The organism is Acinetobacter lwoffii, assembly GCF_024129115.1.
GTDB lineage: Bacteria > Pseudomonadota > Gammaproteobacteria > Pseudomonadales > Moraxellaceae > Acinetobacter > Acinetobacter lwoffii_T.
Window position 1 is genome coordinate 1 of the sequence record NZ_JAMXXO010000022.1, and the last position, 19,708, is coordinate 19,708.

At 42.4% G+C, this 19,708-nt stretch carries 20 protein-coding genes; 10 read left to right on the forward strand and 10 right to left on the reverse strand.

Features of this window, described 5'->3' with window-relative positions:
• Positions 1 to 180 precede the first annotated feature (180 nt).
• From NI470_RS13335 to NI470_RS13345, 3 genes are all read right to left on the reverse strand, one after another.
• Positions 181 to 1,152 (reverse strand): methyltransferase, encoded by a 972-nt coding sequence (locus NI470_RS13335; protein WP_253148666.1) that lies wholly within the window; start codon positions 1,150 to 1,152, stop codon positions 181 to 183.
• A gap of 334 nt (positions 1,153 to 1,486) precedes the next feature.
• Positions 1,487 to 2,185: a pirin family protein gene (locus tag NI470_RS13340; RefSeq protein ID WP_253148668.1), complete on the reverse strand. Its 699-nt coding sequence runs from the start codon at positions 2,183 to 2,185 to the stop codon at positions 1,487 to 1,489.
• 179 nt (positions 2,186 to 2,364) lie between these two features.
• Positions 2,365 to 3,588, reverse strand: a complete 1,224-nt coding sequence (locus tag NI470_RS13345) for a L,D-transpeptidase family protein (protein ID WP_253148670.1) — start codon at positions 3,586 to 3,588, stop codon at positions 2,365 to 2,367.
• Positions 3,589 to 3,793: 205 nt separating this feature from the next.
• Here NI470_RS13345 and hemE point away from each other — a divergent pair, with 205 nt between their 5' ends.
• From hemE to NI470_RS13370, 5 genes are all read left to right on the forward strand, one after another.
• Positions 3,794 to 4,864 carry a uroporphyrinogen decarboxylase gene (hemE, locus tag NI470_RS13350; RefSeq protein ID WP_219309790.1) on the forward strand — a complete coding sequence of 357 codons (1,071 nt, stop codon included), beginning with the start codon at positions 3,794 to 3,796 and terminating at the stop codon, positions 4,862 to 4,864.
• Positions 4,865 to 4,874: 10 nt separating this feature from the next.
• Positions 4,875 to 5,678, forward strand: coding sequence for a DUF817 family protein (locus NI470_RS13355; RefSeq protein ID WP_004646389.1), 804 nt, complete (start codon positions 4,875 to 4,877; stop codon positions 5,676 to 5,678).
• Between the two features lie 143 nt (positions 5,679 to 5,821).
• Complete coding sequence (locus NI470_RS13360; RefSeq protein ID WP_004279577.1) at positions 5,822 to 6,292, forward strand: DUF3015 family protein; 471 nt, start codon at positions 5,822 to 5,824, stop codon at positions 6,290 to 6,292.
• 77 nt (positions 6,293 to 6,369) lie between these two features.
• Positions 6,370 to 8,256 carry an Lnb N-terminal periplasmic domain-containing protein gene (locus NI470_RS13365; RefSeq protein WP_180037803.1) on the forward strand — a complete coding sequence of 629 codons (1,887 nt, stop codon included), beginning with the start codon at positions 6,370 to 6,372 and terminating at the stop codon, positions 8,254 to 8,256.
• Positions 8,257 to 8,454: 198 nt separating this feature from the next.
• Positions 8,455 to 9,852 carry a diguanylate cyclase gene (locus NI470_RS13370; protein ID WP_253148672.1) on the forward strand — a complete coding sequence of 466 codons (1,398 nt, stop codon included), beginning with the start codon at positions 8,455 to 8,457 and terminating at the stop codon, positions 9,850 to 9,852.
• An 11-nt stretch (positions 9,853 to 9,863) separates the two neighbouring features.
• Here NI470_RS13370 and NI470_RS13375 read toward each other — a convergent pair whose 3' ends face one another.
• From NI470_RS13375 to NI470_RS13405, 7 genes are all read right to left on the reverse strand, one after another.
• Positions 9,864 to 10,424 (reverse strand): DUF4385 domain-containing protein, encoded by a 561-nt coding sequence (locus NI470_RS13375; RefSeq protein ID WP_247144120.1) that lies wholly within the window; start codon positions 10,422 to 10,424, stop codon positions 9,864 to 9,866.
• 114 nt (positions 10,425 to 10,538) lie between these two features.
• Positions 10,539 to 10,973, reverse strand: a complete 435-nt coding sequence (locus tag NI470_RS13380) for a hypothetical protein (protein WP_004646396.1) — start codon at positions 10,971 to 10,973, stop codon at positions 10,539 to 10,541.
• Between the two features lie 323 nt (positions 10,974 to 11,296).
• Positions 11,297 to 11,845, reverse strand: a complete 549-nt coding sequence (gene folE, locus NI470_RS13385) for a GTP cyclohydrolase I FolE (protein ID WP_004730181.1) — start codon at positions 11,843 to 11,845, stop codon at positions 11,297 to 11,299.
• 93 nt (positions 11,846 to 11,938) lie between these two features.
• Positions 11,939 to 12,622 (reverse strand): Smr/MutS family protein, encoded by a 684-nt coding sequence (locus tag NI470_RS13390; protein WP_253148674.1) that lies wholly within the window; start codon positions 12,620 to 12,622, stop codon positions 11,939 to 11,941.
• 197 nt (positions 12,623 to 12,819) lie between these two features.
• Positions 12,820 to 13,626 carry an indole-3-glycerol phosphate synthase TrpC gene (trpC, locus tag NI470_RS13395; protein ID WP_004279588.1) on the reverse strand — a complete coding sequence of 269 codons (807 nt, stop codon included), beginning with the start codon at positions 13,624 to 13,626 and terminating at the stop codon, positions 12,820 to 12,822.
• Positions 13,627 to 13,646: 20 nt separating this feature from the next.
• Positions 13,647 to 14,693: an anthranilate phosphoribosyltransferase gene (gene trpD, locus NI470_RS13400; RefSeq protein WP_004279589.1), complete on the reverse strand. Its 1,047-nt coding sequence runs from the start codon at positions 14,691 to 14,693 to the stop codon at positions 13,647 to 13,649.
• Between the two features lie 9 nt (positions 14,694 to 14,702).
• On the reverse strand, positions 14,703 to 15,287 hold the full coding sequence (locus NI470_RS13405) for an anthranilate synthase component II (RefSeq protein ID WP_004646400.1): 585 nt from the start codon (positions 15,285 to 15,287) through the stop codon (positions 14,703 to 14,705).
• 808 nt (positions 15,288 to 16,095) lie between these two features.
• On the opposite strand from NI470_RS13405, the gene glnA reads away from it, so the two are divergent.
• The 5 genes from glnA to NI470_RS13430 all read left to right on the forward strand — a co-directional run bounded on the left by glnA (position 16,096) and on the right by NI470_RS13430 (position 19,670).
• Positions 16,096 to 17,511 (forward strand): type I glutamate--ammonia ligase, encoded by a 1,416-nt coding sequence (gene glnA / locus NI470_RS13410; protein ID WP_004279641.1) that lies wholly within the window; start codon positions 16,096 to 16,098, stop codon positions 17,509 to 17,511.
• 90 nt (positions 17,512 to 17,601) lie between these two features.
• Positions 17,602 to 17,877, forward strand: a complete 276-nt coding sequence (locus NI470_RS13415; RefSeq protein ID WP_004279642.1) for a hypothetical protein — start codon at positions 17,602 to 17,604, stop codon at positions 17,875 to 17,877.
• Between the two features lie 2 nt (positions 17,878 to 17,879).
• Positions 17,880 to 18,386, forward strand: coding sequence for a chorismate--pyruvate lyase family protein (locus tag NI470_RS13420; protein ID WP_071851873.1), 507 nt, complete (start codon positions 17,880 to 17,882; stop codon positions 18,384 to 18,386).
• 5 nt (positions 18,387 to 18,391) lie between these two features.
• Complete coding sequence (gene ubiA / locus NI470_RS13425; RefSeq protein WP_247144124.1) at positions 18,392 to 19,270, forward strand: 4-hydroxybenzoate octaprenyltransferase; 879 nt, start codon at positions 18,392 to 18,394, stop codon at positions 19,268 to 19,270.
• A 136-nt stretch (positions 19,271 to 19,406) separates the two neighbouring features.
• The gene (locus NI470_RS13430) at positions 19,407 to 19,670 is read left to right on the forward strand and encodes a hypothetical protein (RefSeq protein ID WP_114541940.1); all 264 of its coding nucleotides are present in this window, start codon (positions 19,407 to 19,409) and stop codon (positions 19,668 to 19,670) included.
• The last annotated feature ends 38 nt before the right edge of the window (positions 19,671 to 19,708 follow it).

Consider the following 19,708-nt stretch of genomic DNA (forward strand, 5'->3'; position numbering starts at 1 on the left):
GAAAACCGACGAGGGTGTGAGTCCTCCGTGAGTTCGAATCTCACCGCTTCCGCCAAATTTTAAAAACCCCAGTCGAAAGATTGGGGTTTTTTTATTTCTATGATTTTAATAAAACGATTTAAAATAAGCTGATAGCGAACAAAGTCAAAATTTTAAAATTCCATAATTAATAAATATTCTTTAATTGCCTACTTCAATTTTGATTAATGCCAACGCAATTCTTTCCACATGTTGGTAAGCCGGTTGTTCCAGTTCTTCACCAAAAATATCCGGGTCAATTTCTTCATAGGACCAGATTATATTTTGATGCTGTTTCATCAAATCTTTAAGATGCTGCAAAAACAGATTGCCATGTTCAGTCACGGTCACACCGGTATATAGAAATAAATGTCCGCCAGAATTCAGGCGCTGTAGACCTTCTTTTATAATCCTGAATGATAAATCACAGCCATCCAGCGCATTACCGCCATGACGATATTGACGTTGTTCGGGATCAATTAAATACGGTGGATTAGCAAAAATCAGATCAAATTTTCCATCAAGATTGGAAAATAAATTACTTTGAACCGGATGAATATGGTTTAAGCCGGCAAAACTGATATTAATCTGGCTATAGAGCAAGGCTTTGGGATTCAGGTCTGCAACCATCATTTCATTCACATCTGGAAAATGTCTGGCAATACTGATTGCGGCTGCTGAAGTGCCACAACACATTTCCACGACCCGTTTGAAAGGGCGAGGCTGAGTAGCTAGATATTGCTTGAGATGATAGACAAAGCGATACGTATCCGGACCAAAAAATACCGCATCCTGCTGAGTGGTGGGAAAAGCTGAATGAATAAAAAGTTCGCCATCGAGTGAAGAAACCCGAACCTGACTCAAGTATTGATCTTCCTGAAACTGTAGAAGCTGATGTTCTTGCAATAATGTAAAAAGGGCAGAATCAAGATCAGTTTTTTTAAAGTTTAGATTCCAGCCAAAGATATCCTGAAGGGTTCTGTGCTTATAAATTTCATTCTTTTTCCGATTCAGAATTCGCTGGTGGGAAAGTGGTGTAATGGTCGTGAACTGATAATCTTGTTGTTTTAAAAAGGCTAATAAATAAAACAAAACTTGTTGCTGGATGCTTTGCATCTCTAAAATCTGGTTCATACGAATATGCTCTTCTATTTATTTAACCTACATGAAAAGATCAATTCACTTTATGGCTGCAAAAGACAATATCAAAACCAGTCGCGAATGATCAAAGCTATACAGCACTGGATTCCATAGAAATGGATCAGTTTATATTCACCTAAATAATGCATTGCTTAGGTAAAAATGTGATGAGAATTGGTTGGATTTGTATAGGTAGTAGGCATAATTTTCTTAGCTAAGAAACCTTATTATGATTCTGCGAACTATTATTTCTTGTTCATTGTTATATGTATAAAAAATGGCTATTAATCACTTGGATCAATAGCCATTAGAGCTGAGCTTTAAAAGCTTAGTTTGGTACTTCCGGCAAATCAAACCAGATCACTTGCGCATCTTTGCTTGCTTTAATTTCTGTGTCATCCAGAAAAGCAATTGCGCCACCCGCTTCAACTGTATGTTCTGCGATCTGAACAGTGCCAGAAACAACATGTATATAATTAATATGTTGGGTCGCTTTCACTTCCAGACTGTGGCCTTGCTGAATCACCGCAGTTTTGACTTCGGCATTCTGACGAATATGCATCGGTGCATTGTCATTCGGACCACAAATCAAATGCCACTGGTTCGGTTGCTCATGCGGATCGAGACGGATTTGCTGATAGTTCGGCTTGGCATCACGTTCATTTGGAATAATCCAGATTTGCAGTAAATGGACCTGTTCGTTACCTTGGTTCATTTCACTGTGTCGCACACCTGTTCCTGCACTCATCAGTTGCCATTCACCCGCAGCGATTCCGCCATGATTGCCCATGCTGTCCTGATGGGTAATGGTTCCTTTTAGCACACAGGTCAGGATTTCCATATTGTCATGTGGATGTGTCCCAAAACCCTGATGACCATCAATCAAGTCATCATTAATCACGCGTAAAGCACTGACACCCATATACTTTGGGTTATACCAGTTACCAAATGAGAAGCTGTGTTTAGACTCCAGCCATCCCATTTTTACATGACCACGATTTTCGCTCGGATGTAGAAAAGCATTCATGATTTTATCTCGACATTATTTTTAACTTGAGATCATCATACTGTCGTTTTATAACTGAAAAAATCTCAAATAGGCGACAGATCATTGCATTTTTGCAACGACATAGCTGAAAGTAAACATAAGGAATAAAAAAGCCCGCTCAAAAGCAGGCTATTTTATTCAAATCGTTAGACCGATCATCATTCTAAGAAACGAACCGTTACGCCAGATTTAACTTTACGGCCAAGATCATTGGCATCCCAGTTAGTCAAACGAATACAACCATGTGACGCTGTTTTCGAAATGGTAGACGGGTTTGGTGTTCCGTGAATACCAAATGATTTCTTGCTTAAACCAATCCAGATATTCCCGACAGGACCGTTAGGACCCGGTGGTAAAGATAGTGGTTTTAAGTTTTTACCTTGTACAAAGTTAGACGGTGAATAGCTGTACCAAGGGTTTGGTGCAACACCTGTTACTTTATAGGTTCCGGTTGGAGATGGTGTATCCGCACTACCAATGGTGGCAGGGAATGACGCGATCATTTGATTTTTACTGTTAAATAAGTACAGTTGTTTCGCGCCTTTATGTGCAACAATCAAGTGAATACCTTCAGGCAAGTCATTACGTACATTACTGACCAGTAATTTTTCACCAACTTTATTAAAGTTGGCATTTGGATTGAGTTTCTTTAAGAAATTCTCATCCATATGGAATTTTTCGCTCAACATTTCACTGACACGTGTGTAGTACAAGCCTTTCATTTTCGCCTGTAGCGCATAATCTGAAGGAATAGACTTGGCAAACGGACCTGCCAGATCTTTTTCAGTAATGGTGTATTCAACAAAGGTTGGCTTAGAACCTTGACGTGCAACTAGTTTATCCCAGGTTTCCTGAGTCAAAACACCTGTCGGCTTGATGCCATTCATTTGCTGGAAAGATGCAATCGCTTTCAGTGTGTTTTTACCGCTGGTTCCGTCAATCGCACCTGGTGATGCATGGGCATTATTCAGCATGACATGCGCACGTGCGTAAACTGGGAATTGACCTGCACCGATATTTTCATACCATTGGGCATTGTTTAAACCGTCTAAAGTCCAAGAAGCTTTGGTCGCCGCAGAGTTAGTCAGTGCTTTGGTATTTGGTGCTGCGCCAACAGAGGCAGTCTGATCTTCGGTATCCTGTAGCTCATTCAGCGCTTCAGATGCCTGTTTTAAGTCTTGTTGTTCTTGTGCAGTAATTTGCGCTTCTGCAGGTGCTGCTTGGGCCGCTGAAGCTTCAGTTGCTAATGGATCAATCGGATCTTGCACTGCAACATCAGTCACCACTTGGGGTTTTAATGGTTGTTCAGCAGTAGACGCGGCAAAAACTTGACCTGCGAAAATGCAACCTAGACTCACAGCGAGCATTGTGCGAACGAACATGTAACTCAACCTTAAGAATTATTTCTTTAACTATGTGGAAAAACACTATAAGTATTACAGAAAAAATGTGGAGATGCAGTAGTTGTTTTGTGTAAATCACTAGGTTGCCGTTCAATCCGATCGGTTTTTAAAGTTGCCAGAAGTTATTAAAACTGCGGCCTTTTTGCTATGATGTTGGCAATGTCAAAGAAAGATGGGAATGTGAATGACGACCTTAAAAAATGATCGTTTTCTGCGCGCATTGTTGCGTGAGCCTGTAGATGCTACGCCAGTATGGATGATGCGTCAGGCTGGCCGTTATTTGCCTGAGTACCGCGAAACGCGTGCCAAGGCAGGAGATTTCCTTTCGCTTTGCAAGAATACTGAACTGGCCTGTGAAGTAACTTTGCAGCCTTTACGCCGTTATGATCTTGATGCCGCGATTTTATTCTCGGATATCTTGACGGTTCCGGATGCTTTGGGACTGGGGCTGTATTTTGAAGCCGGTGAAGGCCCGAAATTTCACAAGACCATCCGTACCGAACAGGATGTCGCCAATCTGCCTGCATTTAATGCCAAGTCGGATCTGGATTATGTGATGAATGCCGTTTCGACCATTCGTTCAGCCTTGGGCGGTCAGGTTCCTCTGATTGGTTTCTCAGGCAGTCCATGGACTCTGGCAACGTATATGGTCGAAGGCGGTTCAAGCAAGGATTTCCGTTTTACCAAACAGATGATGTATGCGCAGCCTGAAGTTTTGCATGCTTTACTGGATCGTCTGGCTGATGCAGTGACTGAATATTTGAATGCGCAGATCGATGCGGGTGCACAAGCGGTACAGATCTTTGATAGTTGGGGTGGGGCATTAGCACATCGTGAATATATCGAGTTCTCGCTGAACTATATGCAGAAGATTGTCGCTGGTTTGCAACGTGAGAAAGACGGCCGCAAGATTCCGGTAATTCTGTTTACCAAAGGTGGCGGTCAATGGTTGGAACCGATGATTACGACAGGCGCAGATGCATTTGGTCTGGACTGGACCACGCCATTGAATGTCGCTCGTCAAACGGTTGCTGGTCGTGCAGCACTTCAGGGTAACCTGGATCCTGCAACTTTATATGGTTCATCAGACACCATCATTAAAGCGACAAAAGCCATGCTGGATGATGCCTATGCCAATGGCGAGAAAACCGGTTATGTTGCCAATTTAGGTCATGGTATTACCCAGTGGGTTGATCCGGCGAATCCAAAAGCATTTATTGATACCGTACATGAGTATAGTGCCAAATATCTTTAGGATGTAAACCTTGATCGATCTATTCAAATCAGGGTTTGAATTTACTTATAAGGCAGCTTCGGCTGCCTTATTTGGGATTTTACTCCTGCTCGCTTTTGCGCTGACTGCTTCTATGGGCAGCGATCTCTTCTTTGGTTTTTACCGGTATGACTATCTGCTTTTTTTTGCTTTGCTGATTCAGGTGATATTGCTCTATACCAAACTGGAATCCTGGGCTGAAGCCAAAGTGATTGCGTTATTTCATCTCATGGCCATGGTGATGGAAATCTTCCTGACCCATCCGGCAATTGCTTCCTGGCATTACCCTCAACCCGCAATATTTAAAATCCTGACCGTGCCTTTATTTGCCGGTTTTATGTATTCTGCGGTCGGCAGTTTTTTTGCGCGCTCTTTACGTCTATATCAGGTTTCATTTGAAAAATTGCCGCGTTTTAGCCATATGCTGACATTGGCTGTCTTGTCTTATATCAACTTTATGAGCAAGTTTTTTATTCCCGATTATCGGGTGATTTTATTTGTCTGGAGCGTGCTGATGTTCTGGAAAACCAGAATTCGCTTTCAGCTGAATCGGCATACTTTTCAGTTGCCGATGTTACCCGTACTGCTGATTCTGGCGTTTATTATCTGGATTGCCGAGAACATCAGTACCTTTTACCAGATCTGGCTCTATCCAAGCCAGATTGAGCAATGGCATATGGTGGGATGGGGCAAACTGGGCTCCTGGTATTTGTTGTTATTGCTGAGTCTGGTGTTAGTACTGAAAATCTTGGGACAGCGTAATTCACAAGGCGATTGGGCGCTCAAGGAACAGTAAAATCAATCAGGTTATGTTTATGTAAAGCATACATTTTTTCAATTGCGCCAAACTTGACTTGTCGCTACTCTGCTGAGTATGTAATTTAAATTACATTATTAGAGTAATAACAAAGATTGCATGAGAATAATTGGAGAATAACTATGTTGAAAAAAATTATGCTGGCGGCGGTATTGGCGACTGGTTCAAGCATGGCGATGGCTGACCGAGATGTCGGTTGTGGTATCGGAAGCCAGGTGTGGGCGGGTCAGTCAGGTATTATTCCTAAACTCTTTGCAGGTACGACCAACGTTCTGTTCACGAATCAGTGGCTCGGGATCACTTTTGGTACTTTAGGTTGTAGCCAGGGCGGTACCGTAACCGCTCAAGTGGTGACCTTTACCAATGAAAACGCTGAAGCATTGGCGCGTGATATGGCAGTTGGAGAGGGTGAAAGCCTGAATGTTCTGGCTGAACTTTTGAATATTAAATCTGAAGATAAAGCTCGTTTCTTTAGCGTTTCCAAGCAGAATTTCTCTGAAATTTATTCCGAAGAAAACCAGAATACATTACAAGTTTTAAGCACCTTACAAACTGTGATGGCCAAAGATGAAGTATTGAAATCCTACATCTGATCCGCACCCTAAAAACCCTGCTGTTCTGGCAGGGTTTTCTTATGACTAAAAGAAATTGATGAGAATAAGTTAACTGAATGAAATATGCGTTCTTCATGTTGGGCCTGACATTCAGCCCTTTAAGTTTTTCTAGCGAAATTAATCCAGACATCCAGCATTATATCGCTCAGGCCGAAACTCAGCATCTGGATCAGAGCACTACCTGGCAACGTCTCATGTATGCCAATCCCCAAGGTCATAGCGAGGTTAACTATTCGGGCTATTTCCTGGCAGAGCAGGGAAAAACTGATCTAAAAAAAGAAATGCAGCATAACATTCAGGCTTTATTCCTGAGCGCAGAGCCGAATCAGTCCGTCCGCTGTAAGTTTCCTGCACGCAGCAGCTGGTTAATGCAGCAATTGAATATTTCCGAGCAACAATTGCCTGCGGTCAGTTGCCCGGATTTGGATAAATGGATTGGCGAGGTCAAGCCTTATCAGGCAACCCTGATCTATGCCACGGATTTTATGGGTAATCCCAGCTCGATGTTTGGTCATACCTTGTTGCGTCTGGACCCTAAAGACCAGCAACAACTCAATCTGATTTCTTATGCGGTCAACTATGCTGCGACGGTCGATGGCAATGACAACTGGTCCTTTGCCTGGAAAGGGCTGACTGGACAATATCCGGGTGAATATTCACTGATGCCGTATTACCGCAAGGTCAAAGAGTATGGTGACTTTGAAAGCCGGGATTTGTGGGAATATGAATTAAACTTAAGTCCGCAAGAAACCAGGTTTTTGGTACAGCATCTCTGGGAAATGCAAAATGTAAGTTTCCCTTATTATTTTATCAGTGATAATTGCGCTTATCGCCTACTGGGACTGTTTGATCTGGTACGTCCCGAGCTAAATCTACAGAAACAGTTTAATTCGACTGCGATTCCGATTGAAACACTAAAAGTAGTAGAACAGCAGGGCTTGATCAAACAGAAAGTTTACCGTCCGGCGCTTGAAACTCAATTGCTGGCACAGTCCAGACAGCATGGCAAAGCGCTGGCAAAAACTGCGCATCAGCTGGCTTATGCAGAAACAGGTGCAATGCCTTCAATCTTGCAGCCCTATCCGGCAGAAGATCAGGCCAAAATTCTGGAAATGGCCTATGATCATTTATATCTGGACTTTCTCCGACAAACAGTCGATAAATCATTTTCCCAGCCACGTTTTCGCAAGTTATTAGGCTTAAGAAGTCAGCTGAATATCGAGAAGCAGCGTAAAGCGCCTGAACGTCCAAAAATAGACCCGGTACAAAGCCATCATGCACGGAATATCAGTCTTCAGGCCGGACAGGTTCAGGGTGAATCCTTTGTCCAGCTAGGGCATCGGCAAGCCTATCATGATCTCATCGACCCGCAAGGCGGTTTTCGAACCGGCACACAATTGCTGTTTCTGGATGGGGCTTTGCAATATCGTGACAGTGAACTCAAACTGGAGCATCTGGATCTATTGACTGTCAATTCCTATAACCCCGTCAATCCGTTTAATACGCCATTGTCTTGGGGTTTTAATCTGGGCTGGCAACAGGAAGCACTGAATGCGCATGGCCAGTTTAGTGAAGATGAGCAGCATGGCGTTGCCAGCTTAAAAACTCAGGTCGGTTATAGCTGGGCAAATGTCAGCCGTGAACATCTATGTTATGCACAAATGCAAACTCAGCTACAGGCAGGCAAGACACTTGATCAAGGCTGGCGCGTAGGTGCAGGCCCCACCGTGGGTTGTCAGAATATCTGGAGCGATCAGATTAACAGTCTGGTGCAGGTGGAACTGCCTTATTGGGAAGATTCGCATCGCTGGCAGCTGAAACTGAATACTGAACTCCAATATGCATTCAATCCACAACATGCACTTCGGCTGTCTTGGGAATATCAGCAACAACAGTCCAAAGACTGGGATCAATGGAGTCTTGGTTTGATCCGGTATTTTTAAGATTTAGTTAAAACTGATCAACACTATTCATAAAGTGCTGTGTATCTGTGAGGCTACTGTTCGGTTTTCCCTTGCATAAAAAGATTAGCTGGGTTTGGTGCAAATAATCTGGTCGATATTTTAGGAAAAATACCTGATATTTGCTATATTTATCACATAATGTGAGTGCAAATTGCAAGGTTTTGGGGAACAGACAGTATGAATAATGAATGCATGGCAAGACTGGCCGAGCAATGGGAACAGATCTGTCAAAATTATTCATCTGATGACTTATTGCATGCCTTTCACTTTATTCAAGATCATTCCCTGATTCTGGTGGAAGAATTCTATAAAAATATGCTCATTGAAAAGGAATCTGCAGAATTCTTTTCTGATGACTTGATTCAACAGCGCTTGCGTGACACTTTAAATGCCTGGCTACTTGAAAGCTTTAGTGTAGGAATTAATAAACGCTATGCCGATGCCGTGCAGAAACAGGCGATGGTGGGGCATGTGCATGCGCGTGTCGGAATTCCGTCCTGGCTGATCATGCGCGGTGTACGTGAAATTGAGCGTAAAATGTTTGAACTGCTGGATGAGAATCCTCACCACAGTATGTTGACCACCTGCAGTTATATTGTCCAAATCATGGGATTTGCCACAGAAGTCATGTGCCGATCTTATGAAGCCAAAACAGCCATGAATCAGGAAATTAAACACAGTTATCGTGTTTTTTCAGCGATGCAGGATGTGGCCGTACAAAAAGATAAACAGCGCAGCTCATTGCTGGACTGGGAAAATGAGCTCATGTTCAAGGTCTTTTCTGAGCATGAGAAATTGAATCATCCGATGCTGTCCAAGTCTGAGTTCGGTTTATGGTTTATCCATAAAGCCTCTTATGCTTTTACCGGTTCTGATCAGGTCGATTTAATCATTGAACGGATTTATCAAGTCGATGAACTTAATCAAGATATTATGGACTGTACTGACAAAAACAATATGCTGGGACTGATCCAGCAGATCCGTGACTTAAACCGCGAAATTCAGTTGTTGGTAGATCAGTTATTTCAGGTGGCCGAATATATTGAATCAGGTAATGATTCATTGACCCAGTTACTGAATCGCCGTTATTTGAATACGATTATTTCACGTGAAATCACTTTTTCTCGTAAGAATCATACGCCTTTGTCTTTACTTGCTATCGATGCTGATTATTTCAAAAGTATTAATGACAAATTCGGACATGCAGCAGGTGATCTGGCCTTGAAATTTCTGGCCGAAGCATTGCAAAAATATAGTCAGGGCAGTGATTATGCTTTTCGGGTCGGCGGTGAAGAGTTTTTGCTGTTACTGGTGGATACTGATGAAAAACGTGCCCTCAATATCGCCGAAAGTATTCGTAAATATATTGAAAATGGCATGATTAATTCGGCACAAGGCCAGCAGTTTAAATTTACGGTGAGTATTGGTTGTGTGCTTTATGATGGACATCCGGATTATCAGCGCTTCCTGAATGCGGCAGATTCTGCCTTGTATATGGCGAAGAACAACGGGCGTAACAGAGTTTATATGGCTCATCAGTCCTTGAACCCTGTCGCACAGCCACTCTCAGTTTAAATGAAAGGTTTTTAGCCAGTTGCAGACTGCTGCTCTATAAATTCCTGAAATTTCTGTTTTTGCTGGAGATATTCGGGATGATTTTTAGCTTCATCCCATTTCTGTTTAAAGATTTTGGCAGCAGCGGCTTTAACCGGATCTTCATGATTACGTGGTAGCTCGGAACGGCCATGCGCACCACTCAAGCCTTTTTTATCCTCCGGAACCGGGCCATCGTATTTTTTGCCACCTTTATGATTGGCATAACGTCGGGCACGGGTGAAACCCATCTGTAAAAACTTGCGTGCCATGTCCGCACCGATAAAATCTTCTTGCTTTAAATAGTCTAGAAAAAGCTGATAGATTTTCTCGCTACTGGCTTGTGCTTTTTCTTCATCTGCAAAGCGCCAGTGCGGCAGGATTTCTGATTTATAAGGCTCAACCAGTAATACACCTTGTTCACCACGGCCAATCCGGTAGAGCTCCGGTCGTTTGCGGAAATTAACCTTTGCAAAGTCCAGAGAATAATCAAAACTATTCGAAACTACACGTGACGGACGTTTTGGTGGCGCTACTTTGGCAGATGGCTTCATATTCGGCCTTTTCTGAAATTTAAAATTGCTCAATATTTCAGCTAATACAAATTATAAAAATAAAGGGGCAGGATACAGAAAAGCCCCTGTCATTTAGAGCTAGGGGCTTTCATTTTACTTCGATTTTTTTGAACTGGTCTTCGAGGTTTTAGCCTTGGTTGACTTGCTCTTAGAGGAGCTACTCGACTGCTTTTTAGCAGGCGCCGATTTTTTTGAAGAAGACTTTTTCACTTTAGTGTCGTCTTTACTCTTGTTGCTGCTTTTCGCTTTAGCCGGTTTTTTCGCGGAAGAGGTCTTTTGGTCTTTCGCTTTATCACTGGCTTTTGAGCTCGAATTTTTCTTCGCCTTCACTTTTTCATCTTTGCTGGCATTGTCTTTCTTAGAAGATGCCGCTTTAGATTTACTGCTCGCCGCTTTTTTAGTGACTTTGCGATCACTGTCTTTGTCACTACTCTTATTCGACTTTTTCAGTTTCTCATCTTGGGTCTTTTTAGCAGTTTTTGCTGATTTTTTGCTGTCTTTCGCCTGGTTATTTTTACTATTCGCCATGGTTACTTTCCTTATCATTAAAAATCAATCAGAAAGATATAAAGCGCTTTGCTGTATATCAACTTCAAATTACTTTAATGGGAGAGCGGCAGGATTAAAACTTTATCATGTATCCAAGTGTAGGCTTGTTGCAAACACAAGCAGGAATTGTTTGAGTTCTAGACTGAAACATAGCAAGTTTTGGGACAGGTCTTTAAACCCTGTTACCAGGTGTTATTTATAGCAAGTGAGCTTTTGAATTAAGTATTGATATCCTCTTCCTTTAAAAGCAAAAAACCCCGAATGATCGAGGCTTTGAGTAACTTATTTTTAAGCTTTAATAATTAATAGCTTTCTGGAACCGCACTTAAAAATTCACGACGTGTTTCTTTGTCGGTTTTAAAATCACCAATAAATGATACCGTACGTGTGGTTGATTCCTGCTTGCCTACACCGCGCATCATCATGCACATGTGCGCAGAATCAATCATTACTGCAACACCGCGTGCTTTGGTGACTTCAGCCACTGCTTCTGCAATTTGCTGAGTCAGATTTTCCTGAATTTGTAAACGGCGTGCAAACATTTCAGTAATGCGGGCAAATTTAGACAGGCCTAAAACATGACCTTCAGGCAAATAGGCGATATGAACGCGGCCATAAAATGGCAATAAGTGATGCTCACATAACGAATAAAATTCGATATTTTTGACCAGTACCATTTCACGGTTATCGGAAGGGAAGACTGCCTTGTTGGTCACTTCTTCAAGTGTCTGGCTATAACCCGAGGTTAAATATGAAAATGCTTTCGCAGCGCGCACAGGCGTATCTTTGAGACCAGGGCGATTTAGATCTTCGCCAACGGCAGTAAGAATGTTTGCGTAGGATTGCTGCATAGTCATATGACGTATTCACTTAAACTGAGAATGAACAAGGACGGCATTGTAGCAGAAAACTTTTACAATGCCTTGTTTTGAGGCTAAAACCGTTTACTGTTTGAACTTTGGATTCTTTTCTGCACGTTTGAGCAGAACCAATACTGCACCGGTACCTCCTTGCTTTTCAGGTGCACTGACAAAAGCCAAAACATCGCGATGCTGACGCAGCCAGCCGTTGACATAGGTTTTTAAAATCGCTTCTGGACCTTTACCATGTACGATTTTAATCACGTTCTGGTTTTCATCTTTGGCGATCTGGATAATCTGCAGCACGGCTTGACGCGCTTCTTCCACGGTACAGCCATGCAGATCCACAGCTTCAAACCAGCGCAAGTTACCGGCTTTCAAGTCTTCAAACACTTTATGCTGCAAGGTGGCGATGCGATAGCTCAAGTTGGCCTGACTGCCGACAGGATTGAGCATGGCCTGAGTATCTGATAAAGCCATGGCCTCTGTTTCCATCGGGCCAGTAGCCGCTGCACGCTTTGCTAGGATTTGTGCATCCGGCTTTTTCTTGCGTGGTTTGTCCAGTTGAACCGTATTTCCCGATTCAATTTTTTGCACGCCCTGCATTTGCTTGCGGAATAATTCCAGTTCTTCTAAAGCCTCTTGCTCGCCAGTCTTTTCAACAGGTGCAGCAACGACCGCAGGCGTTTGCGGCTGTGTAATTTGCTTCTTAAAAGATTTCAGCAGGTTGTACTGATCTTTAGATAATGAAGAATCGTGTTTACTCATAATGTAAAAACAAGGGAGATGCGGAATTTACAAGAATTATAGTCTGAAAATAGACAAAGGAGAACTGAATTGCGTTCATGAAATTGCTGAGGATTTTAAATACGCTCGAGAATCTATGATCTACTTTTCAATATTGAAAATAAAAAAGCCCAATCCTGAGATTGGGCTTTTTTAATGCTTAGGTGAGCATTTACATTTTAAACCGCTTCAGGCTCACCAAACAGATCGCGGAAAGCATGATCCGGACGTGGCTGTTTCATGAAGCTTTCGCCGACCAGAAAGGCGTGAATATCATTTTTCTGCATCATCGCAACATCCGCAGGTGTGGCAATACCACTTTCAGTCACCAGCAGGCGTGAAGGGTCCAGTAATTTTTTCAAACGTAATGATGTGTTTAAATCCACATCAAAGGTTTTTAAATTACGGTTATTTACACCGAGCAGACAACGATCAGAAAGTTTTAAAGCACGGGATAGTTCTTCTTCATCGTGAACTTCAACCAGTACATCCAGATGATGTTCAAATGCAGTTTTAGACATTTCTTCTAACTGCTGATCAGACAGGCAAGCCACAATTAGCAAGATACAGTCTGCATGCAGAGCACGTGCTTCGATAACTCCATAAGGATCGATCAGAAAGTCTTTGCGCAGTGCAGGCAGGTCGCAATGTGAACGGGCAATCTGAATGTTGTCATCGTGACCCTGGAAAAAGTCTACATCGGTCAGCACCGATAAACAGGCTGCACCTGCCTCCTGATACTGTGCTGCAATTTCCGCAGGGTTAAAGTTCTCGCGAATAATGCCCTTAGATGGTGACGCTTTCTTAATTTCAGCAATGACACCCGGACGTTTCGACACTAAAGACTGGGCAAAACCACGCACAGGTGATGCACCTTGTGCCAGTTCTTCCAGATCTTTATAGCTTTTCTGCTTTAAACGTAGGGCAAATTCTTCTTTTTTACGGTCAACAATTTTGCCTAAAATTGTATTTGCGATATCCACCATGATCAAAATCCCTGACCGAATTAAGCTTCGTAATGTTTAATAGTTTTGGTAAATTCAGACAGTACACTCATTTTCTCAAGTGCCTGACCGCCATAGATAATGTCATGTGCCAGCGCAACACCTTGCTTATAGCTGCTGGTCAAACCGGAGACATAAATACCTGCGCCGGCATTCAGCGCGATCATATTGGCGGCTTTATCGCCGATGTCTGATTTTTTCTTGCCCAGTGCATCTTTGATTAAAGCCAGACTTTGCGCAGAATCTTCTACAATCAGTCCGGTCAGAGTTTGCGATTCAATATCGACCGATTCAGGAATAATTTCCCATTCGGTGACTTCGCCATTTTTCAGTTCAGCAACATGAGTTGAAGAGGCTATACTGATTTCATCCAGACCATCACGTGAATGTACTACCATCACATGTTCAGCACCGAGCTGTTTCATAACTTCGGCAATTGGACGGCAGAGTTCATTGGAAAATACGCCAATGACCAGACGTTGTACGCCAGCCGGATTGGTTAAAGGACCGAGCAGGTTGAAAATACTGCGAATCCCCAATTCTTTACGTGGGCCGATTGCATATTTCATGGCTTGATGATGATTCGGTGCAAACAGGAAGCCGACACCGACATCACGGATACAGCGTTCAGTCTGCTGCATATTCAGGTCCAGATTAATCCCGGCCTGTTCCAGCAAATCTGACGAACCTGATTTGGTCGAAACGCCGCGGTTACCATGTTTGGCTATAGTTGCACCGGCTGCTGCGATCACGAATGCAGAGGCAGTAGAAACGTTAAACAGGTTTTGACCGTCACCGCCTGTGCCGACGATATCGACCAGATAAGGAATGTCACTGACATCAATTTTAGTGGCAAGTTCACGCATGACACGTGCAGCTGCGGTAATCTCATCAATGCTTTCGCCTTTAAGACGTAAGCCCATCAGCAGGGCACCAATCTGGGCATCGGTCGCTTCACCTGACATGATGGCACGCATCACGTCTTGCATTTGATCCTGAGTCAGGTGAATGTTTTTAGTAATATTGCTTAAAGCTTGTTGAATATTCATAAGGTGTTCTTAGGCATAAATTTCGAGAAAGTTTTTAAAGATTTGATGACCATGCTGGCTCAGAATCGATTCGGGATGGAACTGCACGCCTTCGACCGGCAATGTCTTATGTTTCACACCCATAATTTCTTCCATAGAGCCGTCAGCTTCATTGGTCCAGCAGGTCACTTCCAGACATTCGGGCAAGGTGGCTTGATCAATCACCAGTGAATGATAGCGCGTTGCAGGAAATGGAGAAGGAAGATTGCTGAAAATCCCGGTATCACTGTGGTACATATCAGACAGACGGCCATGCATGACACGTTTGGCACGCACGATATCACCGCCAAATGCCTGACCAATACTTTGATGACCAAGACAAACGCCCAGTAAAGGAATTTTGCCAGCAAAATGCTGAATGGCAGGAATAGAAATTCCTGCCTCACTTGGCGAGCACGGGCCGGGGCCAATCACTAAATACTTAGGTTGCCATCGCTCTATATCTTCCAATGTCACGGCATCATTACGGACTACTTTTACTTCTTGATTCAGTTCGCCAAAATATTGGACGATGTTATAAGTAAAGGAGTCATAGTTGTCGATCATTAAAAGCATGAGCTTAACCTATTGAAATTAATGCACTTAACTGTGCTAATGTTGTCCAGATCGTACTTTATTTATACGTGTTGCAAGCACTTGCCTGACACAACTAAATCATTGATTTCATTGTGTGAAAATAAAGCACGCTTCATCATAGCAAAAAATAGCCCCATTCGGCGCAACAATTTCGCTCAATTTATTGGCTTTAAAAACCTGTAGAAAATTAAATAAAATTTTATAATGATTTAAAGTAATAGGTTTACTCATAGAAAGATTTAAAAGGCTATTTTTTAGAGTAAAACTTAAAAATGAAAAAATTAAGGTCAAAGAGAGGTAAAATGCTTGATGAAAAAAACATCACTTGAATAGTTAAGCTTTATATAAACTTTTCTATTGAAAGTAGATTTAAAGAAAATGCCTCATAATAGGCATACAATCCCAAATGAATCGCAAAATTTTCTTTACTGATATCTACTAAAAAAAGCTCAATTTTTAGCCAAAAACAAGTAAAAATATAACAAAAGTAAGAAAAAGCAGCATATTTGCTATAAAAAAATATGTTTCGCATACATTTTTATAGACACATGCACTATTTAGGTGCGCTAAAAAATAAAGCTGAAATAAAATAAATGAAGAATGCTTGAATATAGTGCATTTAGTTTTGCAGCTAGTATAATAGCCGCAAAGTATTTTTGTCACTTCATGATTTCTTATAAAGATTTCAAGATTTTATCTATACTTTTAAAAGTTGGTACGGTAATTGCTTAATAACTATCAACTGCTAACACGCACTTCACGGGTGCAACAAAAACATCGGAGCAAAATGAGCATGGCGAACAAGGTCCTTCAACTCATACAAGAAAGTGGCGCAAAATGGGTCGATTTTCGCTTTACTGATACCAAGGGTAAAGAGCAACACGTCACTTACCCAGCAGACAGTATTGATGAAGATACATTTGAAGACGGCAAAATGTTTGACGGTTCTTCAATTGCAGGTTGGAAAGGCATCGAAGCATCGGACATGATTTTACGTCCGGATGCGGCAACAGGTTTTATCGACCCGTTCTTTGCAGAGCCAACAGTTGTTGTAACTTGTGACGTAATCGAGCCATCAACTGGTCAAGGTTATGATCGTGACCCACGTTCGATTGCGCGCCGTGCAGAAGAATATTTGAAATCTACCGGTATCGGTGACACTGCATTCTTTGGTCCAGAACCAGAATTCTTCGTATTTGACGAAGTAAAATGGGAAATCGACATGTCTGGCGCGCGCCATACATTGATCGCTGAAGAAGCTGCTTGGTCAACTAACAAAGACTACGAAGGCGGTAACTCTGGTCACCGTCCACGCGTAAAAGGCGGTTACTTCCCAGTTCCTCCTGTAGATTCTTCACATGACATGCGTGCAGACATGTGTGCGCGTATCGAAGACATCATGGGTCCAGGTCGTGTAGAAGTACATCACCACGAAGTTGCTTCTTGCCAGTTAGAAATTGGTGTGAGCTTCAACACTATGGTGCGTAAAGCAGACGAAGTTCAACAGTTCAAATATGCGGTTTGGAACGTTGCGCATCAATATGCAAAAACAGCAACCTTTATGCCTAAACCAATGGTGGGTGATAACGGTTCTGGTATGCACGTGCATATGTCGATCTCTAAAGACGGCAAAAACCTGTTTGCTGGTGATGAATATGCAGGCCTTTCAGAAATGGCGTTGTACTTCATCGGTGGTGTAATTAAACATGCTCGTTCTTTAAATGCGATTACTAACCCTTCTACAAACTCGTACAAGCGTTTGGTTCCACATTTCGAAGCACCGATTATGCTTGCTTACTCAGCGCGTAACCGTTCTGCATCTATCCGTATTCCTTACGTGTCTAGCCCGAAAGGCAAGCGTATTGAAGCACGTTTCCCAGATCCAATGATGAACCCGTACCTAGGTTTCGCGGCATTGTTGATGGCTGGTCTTGACGGTATTCAAAACAAGATCCACCCAGGTGAAGCTGCTGACAAGAACTTGTACGATCTTCCACCGGAAGAAGAAGCAAAAATCCCTACAGTGGCGCATAGCCTGGATATGGCGCTTGAAGCACTTCAAGCGGATCATGATTACCTGTTAAAAGGTGGCGTGTTCACGAAAGAAATGCTTGATGCTTATATCGAGCTTAAAACTGAAGAAGTTCGTCGTCTAAACACGACTACTCACCCAGTTGAATTTGATATGTACTACAGCTTGTAATTCATCACGAATTAAAGCGAAGAAAACCCGCGCATGTTGCGGGTTTTTTTGTATCATCTATTTATAATTTTAAATGATTGATGGGCTTAAATGGCACAACGTAAAAAGCACACCAGCTTTTATCCATGGATTGATCCAAAAGATCATAACAAAGGTTTTAAGTTGAACTTCTCTGAAGTGACTTATCTTGAAGTGGGGCGGACTCCCGAGGGTTATAAGCAGGCTCAATTTGTGGCGCTGAAAAATCCTGAAATAGCGCTGGATTATGCTTATCCAGAATCATTTTATTTGAGTGCTGAAGGTTTTATTTTAATTAAAACCCCACAAGGCAAATATGAAATCATTGCAAAAACAGATAACTGTTAACAATGAATAGTCGTTCTAGAAATCAAAATCAGCGTGTGTTGCTGTCAACTCTGCCTGTTGAGTTAAAACCGTGGCTGTATGCATCGGGTTCACTCACGCAACAACTGACCGATTTGGCGCAAGGACAATTCCATGTCGAGCCAATTCAAGAGCATTTTCAGCGTTTAGGCTTTGCCAATGCCAAATGGATGCAGATGTCACATCAGCATACTTCCTGGGTGCGTGAAAGTTATCTCTACGGCTCGGAACAGTCTCCTTGGGTGAAAGCCAAAAGCATCTTTCCGATTTTAAGCCTGCAAAAAAAAGCCCGAATTTTTCAGCATATTGGCACCAAACCGATTGGCTTGTTTCTGTTTCAGCGCACCAATCCACTCTGCCAGCGTCGGGTGGTACTTTTAGATGAGGGCTGGACCCGTCAGAGCTGCTATACTTGGCACGGCTGTAAATTTATCGTACAAGAAACATTTTTACCGGCATTTGAACACTTTATACAAAATTCACGGGCTTGATTTTTATGGCAACCGCACAAGCAATCACCTGGCGTGAGCGTCTTAGCGCCTATTATTATCTTTGTCGTTTTGATAAACCGATTGGGACTGAACTGGTTTTTTGGCCTACCATGTGGGCGCTGTGGATTGCAGCTCAGGGAATGCCACGTATTGAAATTTTAATTCCCATGATTTTGGGTGTGATTTTTATGCGGGCGGCAGGCTGTGCCATTAATGATTTTGCTGACCGTAAAGTCGATGCACATGTGGAGCGTACTAAAAACCGTCCGCTAGCGACTGGGATTATCAGTGCCAAAGAAGCTGTGATGGTATTTCTGGTTTTGGTGTCTGCCAGTGCCTGCCTACTATTTTTTCTGCCAATCGAAACTTTTTACTGGTCATTTGGGGCTTTATTTTTAGCGTTTATTTATCCTTTTATGAAGCGCTATACCCATTTACCTCAAGTCTTTTTGGGTGCAGCATTTTCCTGGTCGATTCCGATGGCTTATACCGCAGTTGGACAAACGCCGGATTTAACCTGCTGGCTTCTATATTTTGGTAATCTGGCCTGGACCGTAGCCTATGATACCCAATATGCAATTGCAGATCGTGAATACGATTTAAAGATTGGGGTGAAATCAACCGCGATCTTATTTGGTCGATATGATATTCAGATCATTAGCGCTTTGCAGGCTAGTAGTATTTTATTGATAGGTGCTGCATTGTGGCTAGAAAATTTATTGCTTCCATTTGGTCTGGCTGCATTAATTGTTGTTGCTCTTGATTTTATTTACCAATGGATAAAAACACGGGATAAAGATCCACAGCTGTGTTTCTGGGCGTTTAGGCATAACCGCTGGATTGGACTGATTATTTTTGCAGGAATACTACTGGCTTTGAGGTAGTGACTGTCTATCGACTGAGAAAAAAGCGTCCTATAAGGATGCTTTTGTTATTGCCTAATCTATAAGGCTTGAGCTATGACTTTATTTTGTTATATTGGGCAGTGTAATTAAATGACGAAATTAAAGCAGGTTTGTTATGTCCGAGCAGTCACAGCCCCGCAGTGTCAAAAAGCTATTGATCTTCGGTACGCTTGCACTTTGTATTCCGGTATTTTTAATTAGTATGGCATTTCTTGCAGTGAATAGTGATGCTAAAAATCAGGAAAAATACAAGCAGCAGCAGGCAGATATGATTGCGCGTATTGAAGCACGAGAAGCTGCGGAAAAGCTCAAAGCAGAGCAGGATGCTAAGGCAAATTCAACACAAGCTGTGTCTAAAAGTAGTGCAACAGCACCTTAATCTATCTAGAATCCCTTTGCACTTGTCTAATACTGCAA

Coding starts and splice junctions, on each gene's coding strand:
- NI470_RS13335 (WP_253148666.1), bottom strand. CDS start 1,152: ATGAACCAGATTTTAGAGATGCAAAGCATCCAGCAACAAGTTTTGTTT.
- NI470_RS13340 (WP_253148668.1), bottom strand. CDS start 2,185: ATGAATGCTTTTCTACATCCGAGCGAAAATCGTGGTCATGTAAAAATG.
- NI470_RS13345 (WP_253148670.1), bottom strand. CDS start 3,588: ATGTTCGTTCGCACAATGCTCGCTGTGAGTCTAGGTTGCATTTTCGCA.
- hemE (WP_219309790.1), top strand. CDS start 3,794: ATGACGACCTTAAAAAATGATCGTTTTCTGCGCGCATTGTTGCGTGAG.
- NI470_RS13360 (WP_004279577.1), top strand. CDS start 5,822: ATGTTGAAAAAAATTATGCTGGCGGCGGTATTGGCGACTGGTTCAAGC.
- NI470_RS13365 (WP_180037803.1), top strand. CDS start 6,370: ATGAAATATGCGTTCTTCATGTTGGGCCTGACATTCAGCCCTTTAAGT.
- NI470_RS13370 (WP_253148672.1), top strand. CDS start 8,455: ATGAATAATGAATGCATGGCAAGACTGGCCGAGCAATGGGAACAGATC.
- NI470_RS13375 (WP_247144120.1), bottom strand. CDS start 10,424: ATGAAGCCATCTGCCAAAGTAGCGCCACCAAAACGTCCGTCACGTGTA.
- NI470_RS13380 (WP_004646396.1), bottom strand. CDS start 10,973: ATGGCGAATAGTAAAAATAACCAGGCGAAAGACAGCAAAAAATCAGCA.
- folE (WP_004730181.1), bottom strand. CDS start 11,845: ATGCAGCAATCCTACGCAAACATTCTTACTGCCGTTGGCGAAGATCTA.
- NI470_RS13390 (WP_253148674.1), bottom strand. CDS start 12,622: ATGAGTAAACACGATTCTTCATTATCTAAAGATCAGTACAACCTGCTG.
- trpC (WP_004279588.1), bottom strand. CDS start 13,626: ATGGTGGATATCGCAAATACAATTTTAGGCAAAATTGTTGACCGTAAA.
- trpD (WP_004279589.1), bottom strand. CDS start 14,693: ATGAATATTCAACAAGCTTTAAGCAATATTACTAAAAACATTCACCTG.
- NI470_RS13405 (WP_004646400.1), bottom strand. CDS start 15,287: ATGCTTTTAATGATCGACAACTATGACTCCTTTACTTATAACATCGTC.
- glnA (WP_004279641.1), top strand. CDS start 16,096: ATGAGCATGGCGAACAAGGTCCTTCAACTCATACAAGAAAGTGGCGCA.
- NI470_RS13415 (WP_004279642.1), top strand. CDS start 17,602: ATGGCACAACGTAAAAAGCACACCAGCTTTTATCCATGGATTGATCCA.
- NI470_RS13420 (WP_071851873.1), top strand. CDS start 17,880: ATGAATAGTCGTTCTAGAAATCAAAATCAGCGTGTGTTGCTGTCAACT.
- ubiA (WP_247144124.1), top strand. CDS start 18,392: ATGGCAACCGCACAAGCAATCACCTGGCGTGAGCGTCTTAGCGCCTAT.
- NI470_RS13430 (WP_114541940.1), top strand. CDS start 19,407: ATGTCCGAGCAGTCACAGCCCCGCAGTGTCAAAAAGCTATTGATCTTC.